Raw genomic sequence first — 16,854 nt, forward strand, 5'->3', positions numbered from 1 at the left:
TCTGCGGCCGGCGCCGTCTATAACCGGCGGCGCGTCCTCAAGGCCTTCAATCCGAGATCCTTCATGACCGTTTCAGTGAGTCCGCAGGCCGGAAAACGGCTCGAACCCGCCATGCTCGTCGACGTGGCTGCCCTGACGAAGGCGTATTTCGATCGGCCCGACCCGTCGCAGCGCGCGCAGCAGGTGGCCTTCGGCACCTCCGGCCATCGCGGCTCGGCCTTCGCCGGCTCCTTCAACGAGGCGCATATCCTCGCCATCGCCCAGGCGATCTGCCTCTATCGCCGCGAGCAGGGCATCGATGGGCCGCTCTTCCTCGGCATCGACACCCATGCGCTCTCGCGCAACGCCTTCGAGACGGTGCTGGAGGTCTTCGCCGCCAATGGCGTGACCACGATGATCGACGAGAAGCTCGGCTTCACCCCGACCCCGGTGATCTCGCACGCGATCCTGACCTATAATCGCGGGCGCCGGGCGGGGAAGGCGGACGGCGTGGTGATCTCGCCCTCGCACAACCCGCCGGCCGATGGCGGGCTGAAATACAACCCGCCCCATGGCGGCCCGGCCGATACCGACGCGACCGGCTGGATCGAGAAGAAGGCCAACGCCTTCCTGGCGGACAAGCTCGCCGGCATCGTCCGCACGCCCTACGAGAAGGCGCTGACGAGCGAACATGTCCGGCGCCACGACTATATCAGCGGCTATGTCGCCGATCTCGCGCAGGTGGTCGACATGGAGGCGATCGCCGGGGCCGGCGTCGCCATCGGCATCGACCCGCTCGGCGGGGCGGGGCTGGACTATTACCAGCCGATCATCGACCGTTACCGGCTGAAGGCGACGATCGTCAGCACGGCCCTGGATCCGGCCTTCGGCTTCATGACCGCCGACTGGGACGGCAAGATCCGGATGGACTGCTCCTCGCCCTACGCCATGGCGAGCCTGATCGGCATGCGCGACCGGTTCGACGTCGCCTTCGCCAACGACACCGACGCCGACCGGCACGGCATCGTCACCCGCAGCAGCGGGCTGATGAACCCGAACCATTATCTCGCCGCCGCCAGCGCCTATCTCTTCGCCAACCGTCCGGGCTGGCGGGCGGATGCGGCGATCGGCAAGACCGTGGTGTCGAGCGCGATCATCGACCGCGTCGCGGGCAAGCTCGGGCGCCGGCTGGTCGAGGTGCCGGTCGGCTTCAAATGGTTCGTCGACGGGCTGATCTCAGGCAGCTTCGGCTTCGCGGGCGAGGAGAGCGCCGGCGCCTCCTTCCTGCGCCGGGACGGCTCGGTCTGGACCACCGACAAGGACGGCATCATTCTCGGGCTGCTCGCGGCCGAGATCACCGCCCGGACCGGCAGCGACCCGGGCGTGCTCTACGACAGCCTGACCGCCGAGCTGGGCAAGCCCTGCTATGCGCGCGTCGATGCGCCGGCCACGGCCGCGCAGAAGGCGGTGCTGAAGAACCTCTCGCCGGCCCAGATCGCGACGAGGGAGCTGGCCGGCGAGCCGATCACCGCGATCCTCAGCGAGGCGCCCGGCAACGGCGCGCCGATCGGGGGCCTCAAGGTGACGAGCGCCGAGGGCTGGTTCGCGGCCCGGCCCTCCGGCACCGAGGAGGTCTACAAGATCTACGCCGAGAGCTTCCGCGACGAAGCCCATCTCGCCCGCATCCAGGACGAGGCGCGGCAGATCGTCGGGGCCGCCTTCGCGGCGGCCTGACCGGCATTGCCCGCTCGATAACGCGGCGGGCCCGCCCTCACCAGTCGATCGGGTCGGAGATGGCGGGGCGGCGTCCCGGCGTCGCCTCGCGCAGGAGCGAGCCGATCCTACGCTTGTACTCGGCCCAGGAGGCGAGGACGTGCCCGCATTTCGCGCAGGTGACGTCGCTGTTCTGCTCGATCCGGCCGGGCACCGAAACGCTGGCCGATCCGCAGATATGGCACTGAAAGCCGTCTCGCCCCACCGCCTGCTCCTGATGCTCCGGGCCGCGGCCGGCCCGTGCGCGCCATCAGTGGACAGGAGAGATGACTGGCGGCTGAACGCGCCGGTCAGTGCTTGTAGGGATCGTCCGCCGCGTCCTCGCCGGCGGCCTCGCGTTGGTCGAAGAAGGCGAGCCAGTCCTGGAGCGCCGGGGCCGGCGCCCCGGGCGCGGCGGCGAGCTGGCGCAGTGCCACCCGCAGCGCATGGCGGCCGAAGCGGCTCTGCGGCGCGGCGAAGCGGCGGGGATCCTCGCCGGAAGCGACCGCCGCTCTGACGGCATGCTTGACCGCCACGAGCGCGGGGTCGCCGAAGCGCGCCAGAAGCGCCTCGAAGCGCCGATGGTCGCCCAGATCGAAGGGGCGGGGGCGGCCGAGGGCGTCCCTGGCCGGATGGGCCGGCACGAGATGGGCGCAGGGCACGAAGCCTTCCGGAATCGGCTCGGTCGCGGCATGGGTGCGGCCCGTCCGCAGCAGTTGCGGCAGGACATGGGTATGCGGTCCCTCCGGGCTTCGGCCGTCGGCCGGGGGAATCGGCTGATAGACCTCGCAGCGGCCGATCCGGCCGAGGAAGACGCGATGCGGCCCGGCCGCGACGATGGCCGCCATCGCCGGGTTGCCGGGCTCGAACAGCGAGCGCCCGGCCTGGGCCCGCAGCAGCCGCAGCAGTTCGGGGTCCGCGCTGCGGATGCAGATATCGGCCTGGTGCGTGCCGAGGCCCATGTCGAAGAGGATGCCTGCGGCGTCCTCCCGGCGCAGCGCCTCGGCGTCGGGGCCGAGCTCGGTCAGGACCCCGCGCCGGTTCATCGCGCACTCCGCCTCCGGCAGGCAGAGCGCGATGCGGTGGCTCCAGCCCGTGCCGACGGCCGTCTCGGAGGCGAAGAGGCGCAGCCCCTCGAGCCGCCGGAAGCCGACGCCGCCGCGGGCCGTCGCCGCCGCCAGCAGCCCGGCCTCGTCGGTGATCGCGACCGGCTCGCCAGGGTCGCGCATATATTCGGCGATGGCGCCGAAGGTGCCGAGATTCCACTGGCTCGACGGGTCGTGGAGATGCGCGCGCAGGATGTCGCGGACCGTATCGTGATCGTTCATTCTGGTCTCAACCCGAGGAATATGCCCGCCAGGGCAGGAGAAGGGGCTCGCCGTCATGGCGGCCGCGGAAGGCGGTGACGCCGAAAACCGCCGCGAGGCGCTCGTCGTCGAGGACCTCCGCCGGGGCGCCCTCCGCGACCAGCCGGCCGCGGTCGATCAGCGCCAGCCTGTCGCAGAAGCGGGCGGCGAGCGTCAGGTCGTGCAGGACCACGACGACGCCGGCGCCGCGCCGCGCCGTCCGGCGCAGCAGCTCCATCACCTCGATCTGGTGCAGCGGGTCGAGCCCGGCGAGAGGTTCGTCGGCGAGGAGATAGGGCGCCTCGACCGCGAGCGCCCGGGCCAGCAGCACCCGCCGCCTCTCGCCGCCGGAGAGCGTGCCGAGCGGCCTGTCGCGGAAGGGCGCGGCGTCGCAGGCCTCCAGGGCATGGTCGATGGCGGCCTGATCGGCGCGGGACGGACCGGCGAAGGGACGCCGGTGCGGCAGGCGGCCGAGGCCGACCACCGCTTCGGCGGAGAGGGGCCAGGCGGTGTCGCCGCCCTGCGCCAGATAGGCGATGCGGCGGGCGAGCGCCTGCCTTCCGAGCGCGCGCGGGCTTTCGCCGTCATAGCGCAGGCTGCCGCTTGCCGGGGGCAGGAGCCCGGCGAGCAGGCGCAGCAGCGTGGTCTTGCCGGCGCCGTTGGGGCCGACGAGGCCGAGGAGCTCGCCCGGCCGCAGAGCGAGATCGACCTCCTGCAGGACGGGCTTGCCGCCGAGCGAGACGGCGAGGGCGCGGGCTTCGACGGTCATCGCGCCTCCCGCCGCATCCGGTCCACGAGGCTGAACAGGAAGGGCGCGCCGATCAGCGCCGTCACCACCCCGAGCTTGAGCTCCGGGCGGATCGGCGCCAGCCTGAGCGCCGTGTCGGCCAGCAGGACCAGGATCGCGCCGCCGAAGCCGCTGGCCAGCAGCAGCCGGCCGGGCCGGTTCGCCACCGCCGGCCGCAGCAGATGCGGCACGACGAGGCCGACGAAGCCGATCGCGCCGGCGACGGCGACCGCGCTGCCGACGGCGAGCGCGGTGCCGCCGATCAGCCGGACGCGCAGCCAGGTCAGGTCGACGCCGAGGCTGGCGGCGGTGTCCTCGCCCAGCGTCAGCGCGTCGAGCGCGGGGGCGGTCGAGAGCAGCAGGGCCCAGCCGACGAGCATCAGCGGCAGGGCGAGCAGCACATGGGCGAGGCTGCGATCGGCGAGCGAGCCCATCAGCCAGAAGACGATCTCCAGCGCGGCATAGGGATTGGGAGCGAGGTTCAGCGCCAGCGAGGTGGCGGCCCCGGCGAAGCTGTTGAGCGCGACGCCGGCGAGGATCAGCGTCGTGGTGCCGGCGCCGCGGCCGAGCAGGATGAAGAGCAGCAGCGTCGCCAGCACGGCGCCGGCGATGCCGCCGAGCGGCAGCGCCAGGGCCACGCTGGCGGAAAGCCCGCTGTAGAAGGCGAGGACCGCGCCGAAGGCGGCCGTGCTGGAGACGCCGATCACCCCCGGCTCGGCCAGCGGGTTGCGCAGCAGCCCCTGCAGCGCGGCGCCGGACAGGCCCAGGCTGAAGCCGACGAGCGCGCCGAGCATGGCGCGCGGCAGGCGCAATTCGCGCAGCACCAGCGCCGGCAGGCTCTCCCGGCCGGCCAGCAGGTCGCCGAAGGCCGCGCCGAGATCGAGCGGGGCGTAGCCCACGGCGACGGAAAGCGCGAAGACGGCGAGCAGGGCGAGGCCGAGCAGCGCCAGCAGCAGGGACGGCGGCAAGGGCGAGGGTCCGCGGCCGGCGCGTCTCATCGGGCCTCCCCGGCCGCGTCGGCAAGCAGCTCGATCGCGTCGAGCACGCTCGGGCCGGCGCAGCTCCAGAGCCGCGAGGGCAGGGCGACGAGCTTCAGCCGGGCGCCGAGCTTCCCGATCAGCGGGTGGTGCAGCACCTCGTTGGCGAGCGAGGGCGGGCCGCCGGGCATGTCGTTGAGGATCAGCATCTGCGCCTTGCTCAGCGCGACGGTTTCCAGGGCGATCTGGCCGTAGCTCTCGATGCCGAGATCGGCGGCGAGATTGTCAAGCCCCGCCGCGGTGAGGATCTCGTCGACCAGCGAGCCGCGCCCGACCGTGAATCCGCTGGGGCGCAGGACGATGGCGCGCGGGTGCCCGGCCGGGCGCCTTGCCGCGATGGCGGCGAGGCGCGCGTCGATCGCGGCGACGAGCCGGGCGCCGCGCGCCTCCTCGCCGAGCAGGGCCGCCATCTCCGTGATCTGGCCGCGCATCTCGGCGATGCTGCGCGGCACGCCGAATTCATGCACCGGCACGCCGGCGCGCCTCAGCAGGGCGACGGCCGGGCGGGTGGTGTAGGCGCCCGCGACGACGAGGTCGGGCCTGTCCGCCAGCACCTCCTCGACGAGGCCGTGATTGACCCCAACCGCGCCCGCCGCCTCGGCCATGTTGGCGTTGCGCGGATCGCGCGACAGCCAGGTGACGGACGCGATGCGATCGCGGTCGGCCAGGCGCAGGACCAGCTCGTCCGTGCACATGTTGAGCGAGACGATCCGCGCCGGCCTGCCCGCCGCCGCGCCGGCCGGCGCGGGCAGGGCCCAGGCCACGGCGCCCGCCAGCATGACGGCACGGGAGGCGCCGGCCGGCCGAAGCCGTGCGCGCAGGCGCCTCATCCGCCCAACGCCACCTTGATCCCGCCGAAGGCGCCGAAGCCGGGCACGAGAAAGCCGACCGGGTTCTCCCAGCGCTTGTCGAACAGGTTGTCGATGCGGCCGAAGACGGCGACCTTGTCGGTCGCCTTGTATTCGGCGGCGAGGTTGACCAGCGTCGCGCCCTTGGCCTTGAGGCGCGACACCGAGAAGTCGCGATTGCCGTCGATCCAGGGGCCGACATAGATCAGCGTCGCCGAGAGGGTGAGCTTCTCCATCGGGGTCCAGGTCGCGGTGGCGCTGGCCTTGTGGCGCGGCCGGCGCAGCAGCTCCTGCCGGGCGCTCTCGTCCTTGGCCAGGGTAAAGGTGTAGTCGGCGCGGATACGGAATTGCGGCGAGATCTCCAGCGCCGCGAAGGCTTCGACGCCATTCGTCCGGGCCCTGCCGACATTGGCGTAGGAATCGAAGGTCGCGTTGGTGACGATCAGGTTGCGGATGCTGTTCTGGAACCAGGTGGCGCCGAATTGCAGCTTCCGGTCGAAGAGGGGCTGCTCGAAGCCGACGTCCCAGCCGCGGCTTTCCTCCGGGCGCAGGTCCGGATTGCCGTGGAAGTTGTAGCCGGGGCGGTAGTCGACGAAGAGCTCGTTCAGCGTCGGCGCCTTGAAGCCGGTGCCGTAGCTCGCCTTCAGCTTGGTGTCCGTCCAGGGCAGGATGACGGCCGGCGCGACGCGCCAGGTCGTGTGGCCGCCATAGCTGTCGTCGTCGTCGCGGCGGATATTGGCCGCCAGGAAGAGGCGGTCCTGGATATTGCCCTGATATTCGAGGAAGGCGGCCCTGTTGCCGTTGGAGGCGGTGAAGTTCGTCGTCTCCAGCCGCTCGCGCTCGTATTGCAGGCCCATGATCAGGTTGTGGCCCTTGGCGATATCGAGGTCGCCGCGCCAGTCGACCTTGGTGCGCTCGCCGAGATATTCGGTCGGCAGGCCGAGCAGGCCGAAGGCGTTGGGCGAGCGGTTGAAGCGGTCCTGGTTGGTGTAGGAGACGCCGAGGCGGCTGACGAAGCGTCCGGCGAACGGGTCCCAGACCACCTCGCCGCGGGTCATGGCCTGCGCGTAGTTCTGGCTCGAGCGATAGGGGGTCGGCACGCTCGGGTATCCGGCATCGTAGGGGTTGAGGAACTTGCCGTCGGTATAGCGGCCGGTCCAGTTGACCCGCAGCGTGTCGGTGAGGGCGAAGCCCAGCCGGGCCGAGTAGGTGTAGGAATCATAGGCGTTCGGCCGCACCTTCCGCCCGGGCGGGATCAGTTGCGACGGTACGGAATCCGTCGAATCCGAGCGGAAATGGCTGAGGTTGAAGGCGTAGTCGAAGCGGTCCGTGCCGCCGCTGAAGCCGGCCGACTGGTTGAAGGTTCCGTGCGAGCCGGCCTCGACCCGGGCGGTCACCTTCGGCGGGCCTTCGCCGCGCCGGGTGGTGATGGAGATGACGCCGCCGAGGGCGTTGGCGCCGTAGAGGCCGCTCTGCGGGCCGCGCAGCACCTCGATGCGCTCGATGTCGTCGGTCTGCATCGAGCCGAAATCGAAGGAGCGGTTGGGCGTGGAGGGATCGTTGGCCTCGATGCCGTCGATCAGCACCTTGACGTGGTTGGAGTTGGTGCCGCGCATGAAGACGGAGGTCTGCCCGCCCGGGCCGCCGATCTGGACGAGGTTGAGGCCGGGTACGGTCGCCAGCGCCTGCGGCAGCGTCCGGCGCTGCTGCTGCTCGATCTCCTCGGCGGTGACGACGGTGACCGAGCTCGCCACCTCGCGCACCGGCGTCGGCTTGCCGGTGGGGCTGACGACGATTTCGTCGAGCGCGACCGAATCCTGCGCGGCGGGTGCGGCCGCGCGATCCTGGCCAAGGGCGGCGCCGGCGGAGCAGGCCAGGCCGAGCAGCGAGACGGAGAGCAGGAGGCGGCCGCGTCCTGCGGCCTGGCTTAAGGAAAACACGCGGGGAAACCTCGGGCGTTGACGTCTGTGGCACGTCACCGCGAACGCGATCTCCCCTTCGCCGCCAGATGGCGGCAAACGGTCGAATCAGCGATCGGCACACCCCGTCCGAACGTGCTCGCGTGTGACCACGGCAGACGGCAGGTCTCCTGGCTCGCGGGTCGGTGCCTTCCGCCGCCTTCCCGGGGCCGAGTCCCCAGTGGCGTCTGGCGAAAGGCTCGCCGCTTACAGTTGCGGGGGCAGCCGCGGCATGGGGCGGCAAGCCGCCCGCACCGCGTTCCCTTTTGATCCCCTGAGGGAACCGTCCCGTTCACGACTAGGGCGAAAGCATGGCAAGGTCAATTGGAGCCGCTCGATTTCCAAAGCCGGCGCGAGAGGCGCTTTTCGGCCGCCGGATCGGTGTGAAACGAAGCATCACATGGCAATGAGGCGGGATTAACCGGGAATAGGCGGGATCAGGCGGAAAGCGGCGGCGCTGCAAGGAGTTAGGCGGCAGGCGGCGCGGCGTTTAGTGCCATTTGATCCTTCGCGGTTTTGGCGGCCCGAATTCCAGAAATTCAGGAAGCCAGAAATCGGGCCTGCCGCTAACCCCTTGAAATGTCGTCGGCGCGGTCGGCGGAACTCGGAACAAATGCGCCAGTGTGCCGCTCTCGCTTCCGAGTTCGGTAAAACGACGATTTTTCAATGCGATATGAGCGAAGAGCGGGCATCATGCCCGTTTCCGAACTCGGAAGCGAAATCATCCTCCTCGCGGACCTTTCCGGAAGCGCTCGGCTGCACGGCGCGCAAGATCTTCCTCGTCGACGGCGATCAGGGCGAAGCTCGCGACGATGTAGGCCAGGCGCAGCCGTTCCCGATCGATGTCGGTCTCCGGCACGGAATCTCTAACCATCATCCAGGCCCTGTCGAGAGCGCCTTGCGCCCGCGCGACGTCGGCTGGATCGCTGAATGACGAGAAGGGAATTGTGATGGCCTCCCTGAAAAGGCTGGCTGTATCCGCCGGCAACCCGCCGGTCACCCTGTCGTTCCGGGATGTTTTGGCGCGACGCTCGAGCTCCCTGGCATCCGGCAGGTCGACTTTGAGATAGTACGACTCGACGGGGCGGTCGATGCGCCGGCCGCCGAAATCCATGGCGAAGGCATCGGCCACCTCCGGCCTGCAGAAACACCAGCACATGCCGTGCAGCCCGAGCGGGGTGGTCTCGGAATCGAACCAGGCCGCCCAGCGGTACATGATGCCGTATGCTATGGGCCCCGGGGTGCGGTCGAGCGCCACCTGATAGGGATGCGACCGGTTGCGGTGCTTGGGCGTGATCTCGCCCTTGCGCCTGGTCATTGCGGCCACCACCGCAGCAGCAGCCCCCCGGCAAGCCCGGCCGCGACGACGATCGCGAGGTAGAACAGCCCCTCGCGCCGCGCCTCGCGGGTGCGCATCTCATACTCCTGGTTGTCCCCGCTCTTCACTGCGACCTCCGCTCCTGACTCCCTTTGTCATAGAACGCCCTTGAGAACAGAACAAGAACGCGTTTCCCTAGGGTCGCCCTGGCGACACAGGGGCTGGGGCTGAAGAAAGGAGCGCGTCAATGCGTAATGCCAAGCGGGAAACCGTCGCACACCTCACCTATTTCGTCGTCCAGCCGTTCAAGGCCGTGAAGGGGTCCAGGGGCAAGATCTCGGCCGAGGAACCGATCCCGGCGCGGGATCATGACCACGCCATGCGCATGTTCGAGCGCTTCAAGCCGATCCGCGCCGGCGTCGTCGCCTTCCGCCGCACCGGCGATCCGGCGACCGGCGATTGGGAGGATGCGGTCATCATCGCCCGTCATGGCCTCCTGTCGGCCGAGGTCGACGGCATGACCGATGCCAGCGAGGCCGAGTTCGAGAGCTGGGAGCTCGGCGCGCATGATTTGAAGGTCGCTTAAAGCGCCAATGCATCAATATGCATGAAATTGCATAGGCCGGGCCCCGCGCGAGCGGGGCCCGATTCATTTTGCCATCCGCAACCCGCGCCGGCACTCCTTGTCGGCCCCGCGATAGGCCTTGAGCGAAACGCCCGCGGCCACCTCGCCGCGTGCCGAGCCCTTCAGCTTGTCCTCGACGAAGTTCGAGAGCTCCTGAGCCGTATTGGCGCAATAGACCCGCGCCACGGTCCAGCGATCGTCCTGAGGCCAGGCGTCGATATCGTTCATCTGCCTGCGGATCTCGATCGACTGACGCTTCAGCTCGCTGACGTCGCCCAACTTCAGCGCCTTGTTGATCAGCGTCTCGCGCTGCCGCAGCGAACGATGCCAGGCTTCGGCGCCAGCAATCGCACCCGGGCTCGAGGCGACCGCGACAGCCTGCCGGAATCCACGGGCATCACAGAGCCGCCTGCTCCAGTGTCCATCATCCTTGAGCTCTTCAGGAGTACAGCGCTCCGCGGCCGCAACGGCACCCGCTCCGGTCAACGTAAGCGCAACGGCGATCGCGATGGTTCTCATATCTTACCCCCTGCCCAAACGACCCGGCCGGCGATCTTCAGAGATCTGGCTTCCGGCTCGGACAGCACTTCGGTCTCATACCGCGGGTTGTCGCTGATCAGTGTCACTCGCCCTTCCATTCCGCGCCCAATCCGCTTGATCCGCACGTCGTTGTTGTGGACCACGACGAAGATCGCATCGAGCCGGGGCCTTTGCCAGCGGATGTCCGAAAGGCAGATCGCGTCTTCCTTGATCGTCTCCGTCATGCTGTCCCCGCGAGAATCGTGGAAACGGGCAAACTCCACCGGGAGGTTGAGCTGCTCCAACCATCTGCGAGGAAACGGCAGATGATCCTTCGCGATAGGGTTTGAGTTCTCGATTCCCGGCCCAGCGCTGGCGATGACATCCAGCAGCGGGATGTAGACGACGTCTTCGTCATCAACCAACGGCTCTGCCGGCACTCCGACCTGGCTTGAGAAATCTTGACCCAAAAACGGGGAGCCTTCGCCTGACGCAAGCCAGTCGAGCGACCGATTGGCGGCCTTAGCCAGAATCGCGGCCTGCCGAAAAGGGATCCGCGCCTTTCCATTGATCCATTTGGATATCTGCTGCGTCGAGTTTCCGGTCAAAAGAGCGGCATTTGCCCGCGACCCAGACGCATCGACGATCTCCTTAAAGCGCTCAAGAAGCGCCTCGTCCCTCTCTTCGGCGTCATCATCGTCCGATTGTTTCGACATGGCGCTTGCCTATATCCAAAAAGATCGCTACGGTATCGTTCGTTACTCTATTGGTTAACAGAAGGCGGCCGCGGCCGCCAATCGGATAGCTGCGCATGCACGAAGCTGACATCTTGGCCGCCGTTCGGAAGACCCAGTTCCGCTTTTTGCCGCGGATCGCGGAGCGGTACGGCGTTTCGGATACCCAGCTGCGCGCGGCTCTGCGCCGCCCGCAGCTCGCGGCCGAGCGAGCAATCTCCAAGGCGACGGGCATCCCACTGCATGTTCTTTGGCCGACGCGCTGGTCGCCTTCGGGTGAGCGCCTCGTCCGTCGTGGTCTGAAGAGGGCCGCCTGATGTCGCTGCTCGCAACCCTTACGGCGGGTTCACCCGTCTTCCTCGCCGCTGTCGCCGCGATCGATGCCACCGGACGCCTGCGCCCGGTCGACGAAGCTCATGCCCAGCTCATCGCCACGTCGATGAACGAAAGCGGCCTGATCCAGCCCGTCGTTGTCAGGATAGATGCTTCCGGCAACGGGTTGAAGCTCGTCGTGGGCGGTCACCGGCTCCGCGGCGCGAACATTCTGAGCTGGGAGGAAATCCCTGCCATCTTGATCGAGTGCTCGGACGACGAAGCGCGCCAGATCGAGATCGACGAGAACTTGGCCCGCAAAGAGCTCACCGCGCTTGAGCGCGCCGAGTTCCTCGCGGAGCGCAAGCGCGTCTACGAGACCCTTCATCCCGAGGCTGCTCACGGCAAGGCGAAGAAGCCGAAGACCGAAAAAGGAAAAGTGGCCAACTTGGCCACTTTTGCCCGGTTCTCGAAGGACGCGGCCAATTCAACCGGCCTGAGCGAGCGCACGATCCGTCGCGCCTGCGAGCTTGCCGGCAGGCTCTCTCCCGATGCCATCGCCGCCATCCGCGGCACCAAGGTCGCGGACAACCAGGCGCAGCTGCAGGCACTAGCAGAGCTGGAGCCCGAGCAGCAGAAGATCGTCGCCGGGCTGATCGCCGCGAAGGCTGCCGGCAACGTCGCCAAGGCCCGCATCGTCGCCGGCTTCGTGCCCGAGGGCGGCGCGGTGCGGGAGGCTGATCGCCCGCTCGCCCGGATCGAGCCGATGCTGATGCGGATGTCAGTCGCGGACCTGACCACCCTGATCGCGATGGCGCAGGCGCAGATCGCGGCGAAGACCCCGCCGGCCAAACCCGCCGGGGCGAAGAAGGGCGGTGCGGCATGAAGCGCTCGCTGCCGCCCGCCATCCTCAAGCTGCGGCTCGACGTCGTGTTGAGCTGCATCGTGTCGCAGGAGGCTGCGCAAGCAGCCGTTCTTGCATGGGCGAGTGTCGAAGGACACGCAGATAAGGATGATTTCGAGCGCCTACTGATTGAGGCGATCCTTCAGGTGCTGCCGGAAGACCAGCGCCTACTCACGGTCGTTACGTTGGCGCATGCGTTCGTCGATCGCCTCGCGGAGGCGCGCGATGGCCTCCTCTGAACCCGCCTTCAGCATAGGGTCGCGGTCCTTCCCCCATTCCTCGACTGCCAGCAGCAGAATGTCTCGCGGGACCGGATCGAACTTCGCAAAGAGCTCGACGGTTACCGTGGCCAGGACGTGCGGCCACATGGCCGAACCGCTCCGGGCCATAGCCCGCTCACGGCGCGCGGTGAATTCCGTTGCGATTTCCTCTGGCGTTTTCTTCATCCCAGCTTCCTCCGGTGGCTTTGGTCGCGCTTACCACCATGGAGGAAAGGTGCCGGCCTGGACAGGTTTCCCCCTCCCGGGTCCGGGCCGGCACCACGCTTTCGGAGGCAGCCGGTGAAACTCTGGCTGACCTCCTCCGAAATCGCCGACCTCGCTCTGCCTGGCCTGCCGGCCACCGATCGCGGGGTACGCATGCTCGCCGAGCGCGAGGATTGGGCCCGCTTCTCGGCGCTGTGCCGGCAGCGCGCCGGTCGCGGCGGTGGGCTGGAGTATCACGTCAACCTGCTGCCGGTTGCGGCACGCGTCGCCTATTTCGGCGCCGAGGCGCCGGCGCCCACCGCCGGTGAGGCCATCCAGGCGGCGACGGAACCGGCCGCCGGCACCACCAGGGCCGCGACTTTGCAACTGGATGCACGGCTGGCCGTGCTCGGCGCCCTCAAGGCCTTCATCCGCTGCTCCGAGATGAAGCAGACGCTGGCGATCAGCTATTTCGTCGACCTCTACAACCTCGGCCGGATCGACATGCCCGCCTGGGCGCAGGAGGCACTCCCGCGCCTCTCGACCCGCACGGTGCTGCGCTGGCTCTCCGCCTCGCGCGAGGGCGAAACCGAGCGCCTCGCGGTCGACAGGGGCGCCGGCCGCCGCGGCCAGGGCGTGCTCGATGCCGCCTTCGACGGCGAGATCAAGCATTTCGCCCTCGGCGTTCATTCCTTCAACGAGCTCTATTCGGCCCGGCAGATCCACGAGACGATCCAGCAGGAATTCGGCGCACGCCTCGCGGCCGAGGGCCTGCAGCTGCCGGGGCTGCGTGCCTTTGAACTGCGCTTCAAAGCCTGGAAGCAGGAATACGCCGCCGGCCTGCTTAAGATGATGGATCCGGACGGCTTCCGCTCGAAGATGCGGACCTCCGGCTCCTACGCCCATATGGCGCCGCATCTCAATGCGCTTTGGCAGATCGACGCCTCGCCGGTCGATGCGCTCTGCGTCGACGGCCGCCATTCGATCTATGTCTGCATCGACATCTGGTCGCGCCGCCTCATCCTCTTCGTCTCGAAGACGCCGCGCTCGGAAGCCGTGCAGCTGCTGATGCGCAAGGCCATCCTGGCCTGGGGCGTGCCGGATGCGGTGAAAACGGATAACGGCAGCGATTTCGTTGCCCGCGCCACGGTCCGCCTCTTCGCCAAGCTGCAGATCGAGACGATCCGCTCCGTCGCCTTCTCGCCCTGGCAGAAGGGCGTCGTCGAGCGCTCGATCCGCACCTTCCAGAGCGATTGCGCGACCATGCTGCCCGGTTTCGTCGGCCACAGCGTCGCGCATCGCAAGAAGATCGAGAGCCGCAAGGCCTTCTCCCAGCGCCTCGGCCAGACCGAGAACGAAGCCTTCAACGTCACCATGACGGGCGAGGAGCTGCAGCAGCTGGTCGATCGCTGGGCCGAGCTGATCTATGCGCAGCGCGAGCATGGCGGCATCGGCCGGATGACGCCCTTCGGCCGCGCCGCCTCCTCGCGCCAGCCGATCCGTACCGTCGATGCCGACGCGCTGGCGATGCTGCTGATGCAGGCGCCCGATGCCGAGGGCATCCGCACCGTCACCAAGCACGGCGTCCGTGTCGGCGGCTTCCACTACCTCGCCCCCGGCCTGCTGCCCGGCGAACGCGTCTTCGTCCGGCTCGATCCGGCCGACAAGGGCACCGTCTGGCTCTTCGACGAGGCCGGCGATCAGCTGCTCGGTCGCGGCACCAATGCGGAGCTCGCCGGCGTCGACCCGGTCGCCCTGCAGGCGGAGACGCGCGCCGCGCAGAAGCGCCTCATCGATGAGCAGACGGCCGAGATCCGCAAGCAGACGAAGCGGCGCGTCACCGAGCGCACCGTGCTTGAGAACCGGCTGGCCGCCGCCGCGGCCAGCGGCAACCTCGTCGCCTTCCCGCCGCGCTCGGAGATCCACTCCACGCCCGCGCTCGAGGCCGGCATCGAGGTCGCCGCCATGCGCCGCGGCGAGGCACCCGAGCCGTCGCCGCTCTCGGAGGCCGCCGCGGCGATGCACCGCGAGATCCAGGCGGAGGCCGCGGCGCCGCAGCCGGCCATGCCGGCGAATGTCGAGGTGCTTCACCCGGTCGAGACGCCCGGCCTGCGCTTCAAGCGCGCGCTCGCCCTCGAGGAGGCGCTGGAGCGCGGCGAGCCACTCGAAACCGCCGATGCGCTCTGGCTCGGGAGCTACCGGGCCAGCGCCGAATATCTCGGCCGCAAGGCCATGTTCGAGGACTTCGGGGAGGCGGCGTTGCGTTGACGCCACCCAAAAAGAAGCCCCGGCGAACCGGGGCTCAACAGTCGAAATCAAGGTGAGAATGATGATGAACAGCCCCGAAATCAAGCCGAAGGGCGGCATTGCCCCGCTCAAGAACGTGGCGGCGCTGATGACGCTGGCGCAGCGCTTGATCCACCGGCCGAGCCACCTGCCGGGCATCGGCGTCTTCCACGGGTTTTCCGGCTACGGCAAGACCCAGGCGGCGACCTGGGTGCAGAACAAGACCGGCGCCATCCGTCTCGAGATCGGCGACTGGTGGACGCCGACCACCTTCGCCATCGCGCTGATGAAGGAGATCGGCGTGCCGGAGCCGAAGGGCCCGCGCTGGCGCCTGATCGAGGACGCGATCGGCCATCTCGCCCAGCCCGGCCACCCGCCGCTGATCATCGACGAGGCCGACCAGGTCATGTCGAAGGGCTTCGTCGAGACCATTCGCCAGATCCACGAGGCGACCAAGGTGCCGATCCTGCTGGTCGGCGAGGAGCGCCTGCCCTCGAAGCTCAAGGTCTCGGAGCGCACCCATAACCGCGTGCTCGACTGGGTGGCGGCGCAGCCCTGCGACGCCGAGGACGCCCGCCTGCTTGCCGATACCTGGGTGCCGGCCGGCTACACGATCTCGGACGCCGCGCTGGAGCGCGTGCGCCGTGACAGCCAGAGCAAGCACCGCCTGATCTCGGTCAACCTCGAGCGGATGACCGAATGGTGCCGCGTGCGCGGCCTGAAGGAGCTCGACGCCTATGACGAGGCCCTCGCCAACGGCGAGCCGGCGGCGCGACCGCTGGCCAAGCCGGTGCGGAGGGTCGCCTGATGCCGAAGCTGCGCATCGACGACCGACCGCATGGCCCGGCGCATTACTGGAAGGTCATGCGTCAGCTCGGCTTCTTCACCGCGGCCGACGTGCATGGCCGCAGCAACGGCGCCAGTCGCGGCTCGGTCATCCGCTATGTCCGGGCCTGCGCCGAAGCCGGCTACTGCGAGAGCATCGGCGAGCGCCGCTCGCAGAAGGGCCGGCCGATGCCGCTCTACAAGATGGTGGAGACGCGCCGTCTGACCGCGCCGACCTTCCATGTCGAGAGCGATCGCGGCCGGCGCCAGCAGCAGCTCTGGAACGCGGCCAAGGCCTTGAAGAGCTTCACCGCCAAGGAACTGGCGATCACGGCCTCGACCGATAGCGTCGCGGTCTCGCTGGCGATGTCCTGCCAGTATTGCACGCGGCTCGCCAGCGCCGGCTATCTCTGGATCGAGCAGGAGCGCCAGCCCCGGCGCTACCGCATCAACCCGGCGCGGATCAGCGGCCCGCTGGCGCCGTCCTTCCACCGCAACAGCAGCGTCGGCATCGACCGCAATTTGCGGCAGCCGGTTAACCTTAACGAATCGGAGCGCTCGTGATGTCGCGCGCCCGTCTCGATCAGATCGCGAAGGCCAGGGCCGCCTGGGGCGAGGCGATCCCGCCCGAGGTCCTGGCCCTGGCCACGGCCTGCCGCGCCGAGTCCTCGCGCGCCGTCGCCAAGCGGCTCGGCTACTCCGACGCGGTCATCAGCCATGTGCTGGCGAACCGCTACCCCGGCGACCTGCCGAAGATCTTCGCCAAGGTCCGCGGGATCTGGCTCGGCGAGACCGTGAAATGCCCGGTGCTCGACGAGATCAGCCGCGACCGCTGCCTGAAGGAACAGGAGCGGCCCTTCTCCGCGACCAATTCCACGCGGGCCCTGCTTTTCCACGCCTGCAAGACCTGCCGCCACCGCCAGCAGAAGGACCCTGCCTGATGCTTCAATCGCTGTTCAAGCTCACCTGCCTCGGCATAGCCATGCTCGGCCCCTTCAGCGCCGGCGCCCTGTTCAACTTCGTCGTCGAGCCCGAAATCTACGCGATCTTCCTGGTGGGCGGGCTGCTGCTCGGCTTCGCCGGGCTGTGCGGTTTCGCCTCGGTCGAGCGCGACGAGGAGCGGGCCCATCGCGCCGCTCGCTTCGGCCGGGAGGGCTGAC

The 16,854-nt window shown here is 68.9% G+C and carries 20 protein-coding genes and 1 riboswitch; of the genes, 10 read left to right on the forward strand and 10 right to left on the reverse strand.

What is annotated here, in order from left to right:
• Positions 1 to 63: 63 nt before the first annotated feature.
• Positions 64 to 1,713: a phosphoglucomutase (alpha-D-glucose-1,6-bisphosphate-dependent) gene (pgm, locus tag ACWH43_RS06365; RefSeq protein WP_158444921.1), complete on the forward strand. Its 1,650-nt coding sequence runs from the start codon at positions 64 to 66 to the stop codon at positions 1,711 to 1,713.
• A 37-nt stretch (positions 1,714 to 1,750) separates the two neighbouring features.
• On the opposite strand, the gene ACWH43_RS06370 is transcribed toward pgm, so the two are convergent.
• The 8 genes from ACWH43_RS06370 to ACWH43_RS06405 all read right to left on the reverse strand — a co-directional run bounded on the left by ACWH43_RS06370 (position 1,751) and on the right by ACWH43_RS06405 (position 9,153).
• A complete protein-coding gene (locus ACWH43_RS06370) occupies positions 1,751 to 1,957 on the reverse strand; it encodes a hypothetical protein (protein WP_158444922.1) in 207 nt (68 codons plus the stop codon).
• An 85-nt stretch (positions 1,958 to 2,042) separates the two neighbouring features.
• Positions 2,043 to 3,059 carry a DUF6925 family protein gene (locus ACWH43_RS06375; protein ID WP_158444923.1) on the reverse strand — a complete coding sequence of 339 codons (1,017 nt, stop codon included), beginning with the start codon at positions 3,057 to 3,059 and terminating at the stop codon, positions 2,043 to 2,045.
• Positions 3,060 to 3,066: 7 nt separating this feature from the next.
• Positions 3,067 to 3,846, reverse strand: coding sequence for an ABC transporter ATP-binding protein (locus ACWH43_RS06380; RefSeq protein ID WP_158444924.1), 780 nt, complete (start codon positions 3,844 to 3,846; stop codon positions 3,067 to 3,069).
• Positions 3,843 to 4,862 carry a FecCD family ABC transporter permease gene (locus tag ACWH43_RS06385; protein ID WP_158448271.1) on the reverse strand — a complete coding sequence of 340 codons (1,020 nt, stop codon included), beginning with the start codon at positions 4,860 to 4,862 and terminating at the stop codon, positions 3,843 to 3,845. Before ACWH43_RS06385 ends, ACWH43_RS06380 begins: the two co-directional genes overlap by 4 nt.
• Complete coding sequence (locus ACWH43_RS06390; protein WP_158444926.1) at positions 4,859 to 5,731, reverse strand: ABC transporter substrate-binding protein; 873 nt, start codon at positions 5,729 to 5,731, stop codon at positions 4,859 to 4,861. The genes ACWH43_RS06385 and ACWH43_RS06390 overlap by 4 nt, the downstream gene beginning before the upstream one ends.
• The gene (locus tag ACWH43_RS06395) at positions 5,728 to 7,689 is read right to left on the reverse strand and encodes a TonB-dependent receptor plug domain-containing protein (protein ID WP_260347613.1); all 1,962 of its coding nucleotides are present in this window, start codon (positions 7,687 to 7,689) and stop codon (positions 5,728 to 5,730) included. The genes ACWH43_RS06390 and ACWH43_RS06395 overlap by 4 nt, the downstream gene beginning before the upstream one ends.
• Before the next feature lie 122 nt (positions 7,690 to 7,811).
• A riboswitch (cobalamin riboswitch) is annotated at positions 7,812 to 8,008 on the reverse strand.
• 420 nt (positions 8,009 to 8,428) lie between these two features.
• Positions 8,429 to 9,025, reverse strand: coding sequence for a hypothetical protein (locus ACWH43_RS06400; RefSeq protein WP_260347614.1), 597 nt, complete (start codon positions 9,023 to 9,025; stop codon positions 8,429 to 8,431).
• Positions 9,022 to 9,153: a hypothetical protein gene (locus ACWH43_RS06405; RefSeq protein ID WP_260347615.1), complete on the reverse strand. Its 132-nt coding sequence runs from the start codon at positions 9,151 to 9,153 to the stop codon at positions 9,022 to 9,024. Before ACWH43_RS06405 ends, ACWH43_RS06400 begins: the two co-directional genes overlap by 4 nt.
• A gap of 119 nt (positions 9,154 to 9,272) precedes the next feature.
• Between ACWH43_RS06405 and ACWH43_RS06410 the strand changes: the two genes are divergently transcribed.
• On the forward strand, positions 9,273 to 9,611 hold the full coding sequence (locus ACWH43_RS06410) for a hypothetical protein (protein ID WP_260347616.1): 339 nt from the start codon (positions 9,273 to 9,275) through the stop codon (positions 9,609 to 9,611).
• Positions 9,612 to 9,674: 63 nt separating this feature from the next.
• On the opposite strand, the gene ACWH43_RS06415 is transcribed toward ACWH43_RS06410, so the two are convergent.
• Both ACWH43_RS06415 and ACWH43_RS06420 read right to left on the reverse strand, forming a co-directional pair.
• Positions 9,675 to 10,169 (reverse strand): hypothetical protein, encoded by a 495-nt coding sequence (locus tag ACWH43_RS06415; RefSeq protein WP_260347617.1) that lies wholly within the window; start codon positions 10,167 to 10,169, stop codon positions 9,675 to 9,677.
• Positions 10,166 to 10,885 (reverse strand): LexA family transcriptional regulator, encoded by a 720-nt coding sequence (locus ACWH43_RS06420; RefSeq protein ID WP_260347618.1) that lies wholly within the window; start codon positions 10,883 to 10,885, stop codon positions 10,166 to 10,168. The genes ACWH43_RS06415 and ACWH43_RS06420 overlap by 4 nt, the downstream gene beginning before the upstream one ends.
• A 95-nt stretch (positions 10,886 to 10,980) precedes the next feature.
• Between ACWH43_RS06420 and ACWH43_RS06425 the strand changes: the two genes are divergently transcribed.
• The 8 genes from ACWH43_RS06425 (at position 10,981) to ACWH43_RS06460 (ending at position 16,853) form a co-directional block, all read left to right on the forward strand.
• Complete coding sequence (locus tag ACWH43_RS06425) at positions 10,981 to 11,220, forward strand: helix-turn-helix domain-containing protein (RefSeq protein ID WP_260347619.1); 240 nt, start codon at positions 10,981 to 10,983, stop codon at positions 11,218 to 11,220.
• Entirely contained in the window at positions 11,220 to 12,101 is an 882-nt protein-coding gene (locus ACWH43_RS06430; protein WP_260347620.1) for a ParB/RepB/Spo0J family partition protein, read from the forward strand. The genes ACWH43_RS06425 and ACWH43_RS06430 overlap by 1 nt, the downstream gene beginning before the upstream one ends.
• A complete protein-coding gene (locus ACWH43_RS06435) occupies positions 12,098 to 12,358 on the forward strand; it encodes a hypothetical protein (protein WP_260347621.1) in 261 nt (86 codons plus the stop codon). Before ACWH43_RS06430 ends, ACWH43_RS06435 begins: the two co-directional genes overlap by 4 nt.
• A gap of 321 nt (positions 12,359 to 12,679) precedes the next feature.
• Entirely contained in the window at positions 12,680 to 14,851 is a 2,172-nt protein-coding gene (locus ACWH43_RS06440; protein WP_260347622.1) for a DNA-binding protein, read from the forward strand.
• Between the two features lie 64 nt (positions 14,852 to 14,915).
• A complete protein-coding gene (locus ACWH43_RS06445) occupies positions 14,916 to 15,677 on the forward strand; it encodes an AAA family ATPase (RefSeq protein ID WP_260347623.1) in 762 nt (253 codons plus the stop codon).
• Entirely contained in the window at positions 15,677 to 16,258 is a 582-nt protein-coding gene (locus ACWH43_RS06450) for a hypothetical protein (RefSeq protein WP_260347624.1), read from the forward strand. Before ACWH43_RS06445 ends, ACWH43_RS06450 begins: the two co-directional genes overlap by 1 nt.
• Positions 16,258 to 16,635 carry a transcriptional regulator gene (locus tag ACWH43_RS06455; protein WP_260347625.1) on the forward strand — a complete coding sequence of 126 codons (378 nt, stop codon included), beginning with the start codon at positions 16,258 to 16,260 and terminating at the stop codon, positions 16,633 to 16,635. Before ACWH43_RS06450 ends, ACWH43_RS06455 begins: the two co-directional genes overlap by 1 nt.
• Positions 16,635 to 16,853, forward strand: coding sequence for a hypothetical protein (locus tag ACWH43_RS06460; protein ID WP_260347626.1), 219 nt, complete (start codon positions 16,635 to 16,637; stop codon positions 16,851 to 16,853). The genes ACWH43_RS06455 and ACWH43_RS06460 overlap by 1 nt, the downstream gene beginning before the upstream one ends.
• Position 16,854 lies beyond the last annotated feature (1 nt).

Source organism: Allobosea minatitlanensis (assembly GCF_964020775.1).

Excerpts from the sequence above, each read along its gene's own strand:
- pgm (WP_158444921.1), top strand. The coding sequence starts at position 64 with ATGACCGTTTCAGTGAGTCCGCAGGCCGGAAAACGGCTCGAACCCGCC.
- ACWH43_RS06375 (WP_158444923.1), bottom strand. The coding sequence starts at position 3,059 with ATGAACGATCACGATACGGTCCGCGACATCCTGCGCGCGCATCTCCAC.
- ACWH43_RS06380 (WP_158444924.1), bottom strand. The coding sequence starts at position 3,846 with ATGACCGTCGAAGCCCGCGCCCTCGCCGTCTCGCTCGGCGGCAAGCCC.
- ACWH43_RS06385 (WP_158448271.1), bottom strand. The coding sequence starts at position 4,862 with ATGAGACGCGCCGGCCGCGGACCCTCGCCCTTGCCGCCGTCCCTGCTG.
- ACWH43_RS06390 (WP_158444926.1), bottom strand. The coding sequence starts at position 5,731 with ATGAGGCGCCTGCGCGCACGGCTTCGGCCGGCCGGCGCCTCCCGTGCC.
- ACWH43_RS06400 (WP_260347614.1), bottom strand. The coding sequence starts at position 9,025 with ATGACCAGGCGCAAGGGCGAGATCACGCCCAAGCACCGCAACCGGTCG.
- ACWH43_RS06410 (WP_260347616.1), top strand. The coding sequence starts at position 9,273 with ATGCGTAATGCCAAGCGGGAAACCGTCGCACACCTCACCTATTTCGTC.
- ACWH43_RS06415 (WP_260347617.1), bottom strand. The coding sequence starts at position 10,169 with ATGAGAACCATCGCGATCGCCGTTGCGCTTACGTTGACCGGAGCGGGT.
- ACWH43_RS06420 (WP_260347618.1), bottom strand. The coding sequence starts at position 10,885 with ATGTCGAAACAATCGGACGATGATGACGCCGAAGAGAGGGACGAGGCG.
- ACWH43_RS06425 (WP_260347619.1), top strand. The coding sequence starts at position 10,981 with ATGCACGAAGCTGACATCTTGGCCGCCGTTCGGAAGACCCAGTTCCGC.
- ACWH43_RS06430 (WP_260347620.1), top strand. The coding sequence starts at position 11,220 with ATGTCGCTGCTCGCAACCCTTACGGCGGGTTCACCCGTCTTCCTCGCC.
- ACWH43_RS06435 (WP_260347621.1), top strand. The coding sequence starts at position 12,098 with ATGAAGCGCTCGCTGCCGCCCGCCATCCTCAAGCTGCGGCTCGACGTC.
- ACWH43_RS06445 (WP_260347623.1), top strand. The coding sequence starts at position 14,916 with ATGAACAGCCCCGAAATCAAGCCGAAGGGCGGCATTGCCCCGCTCAAG.
- ACWH43_RS06450 (WP_260347624.1), top strand. The coding sequence starts at position 15,677 with ATGCCGAAGCTGCGCATCGACGACCGACCGCATGGCCCGGCGCATTAC.
- ACWH43_RS06455 (WP_260347625.1), top strand. The coding sequence starts at position 16,258 with ATGTCGCGCGCCCGTCTCGATCAGATCGCGAAGGCCAGGGCCGCCTGG.
- ACWH43_RS06460 (WP_260347626.1), top strand. The coding sequence starts at position 16,635 with ATGCTTCAATCGCTGTTCAAGCTCACCTGCCTCGGCATAGCCATGCTC.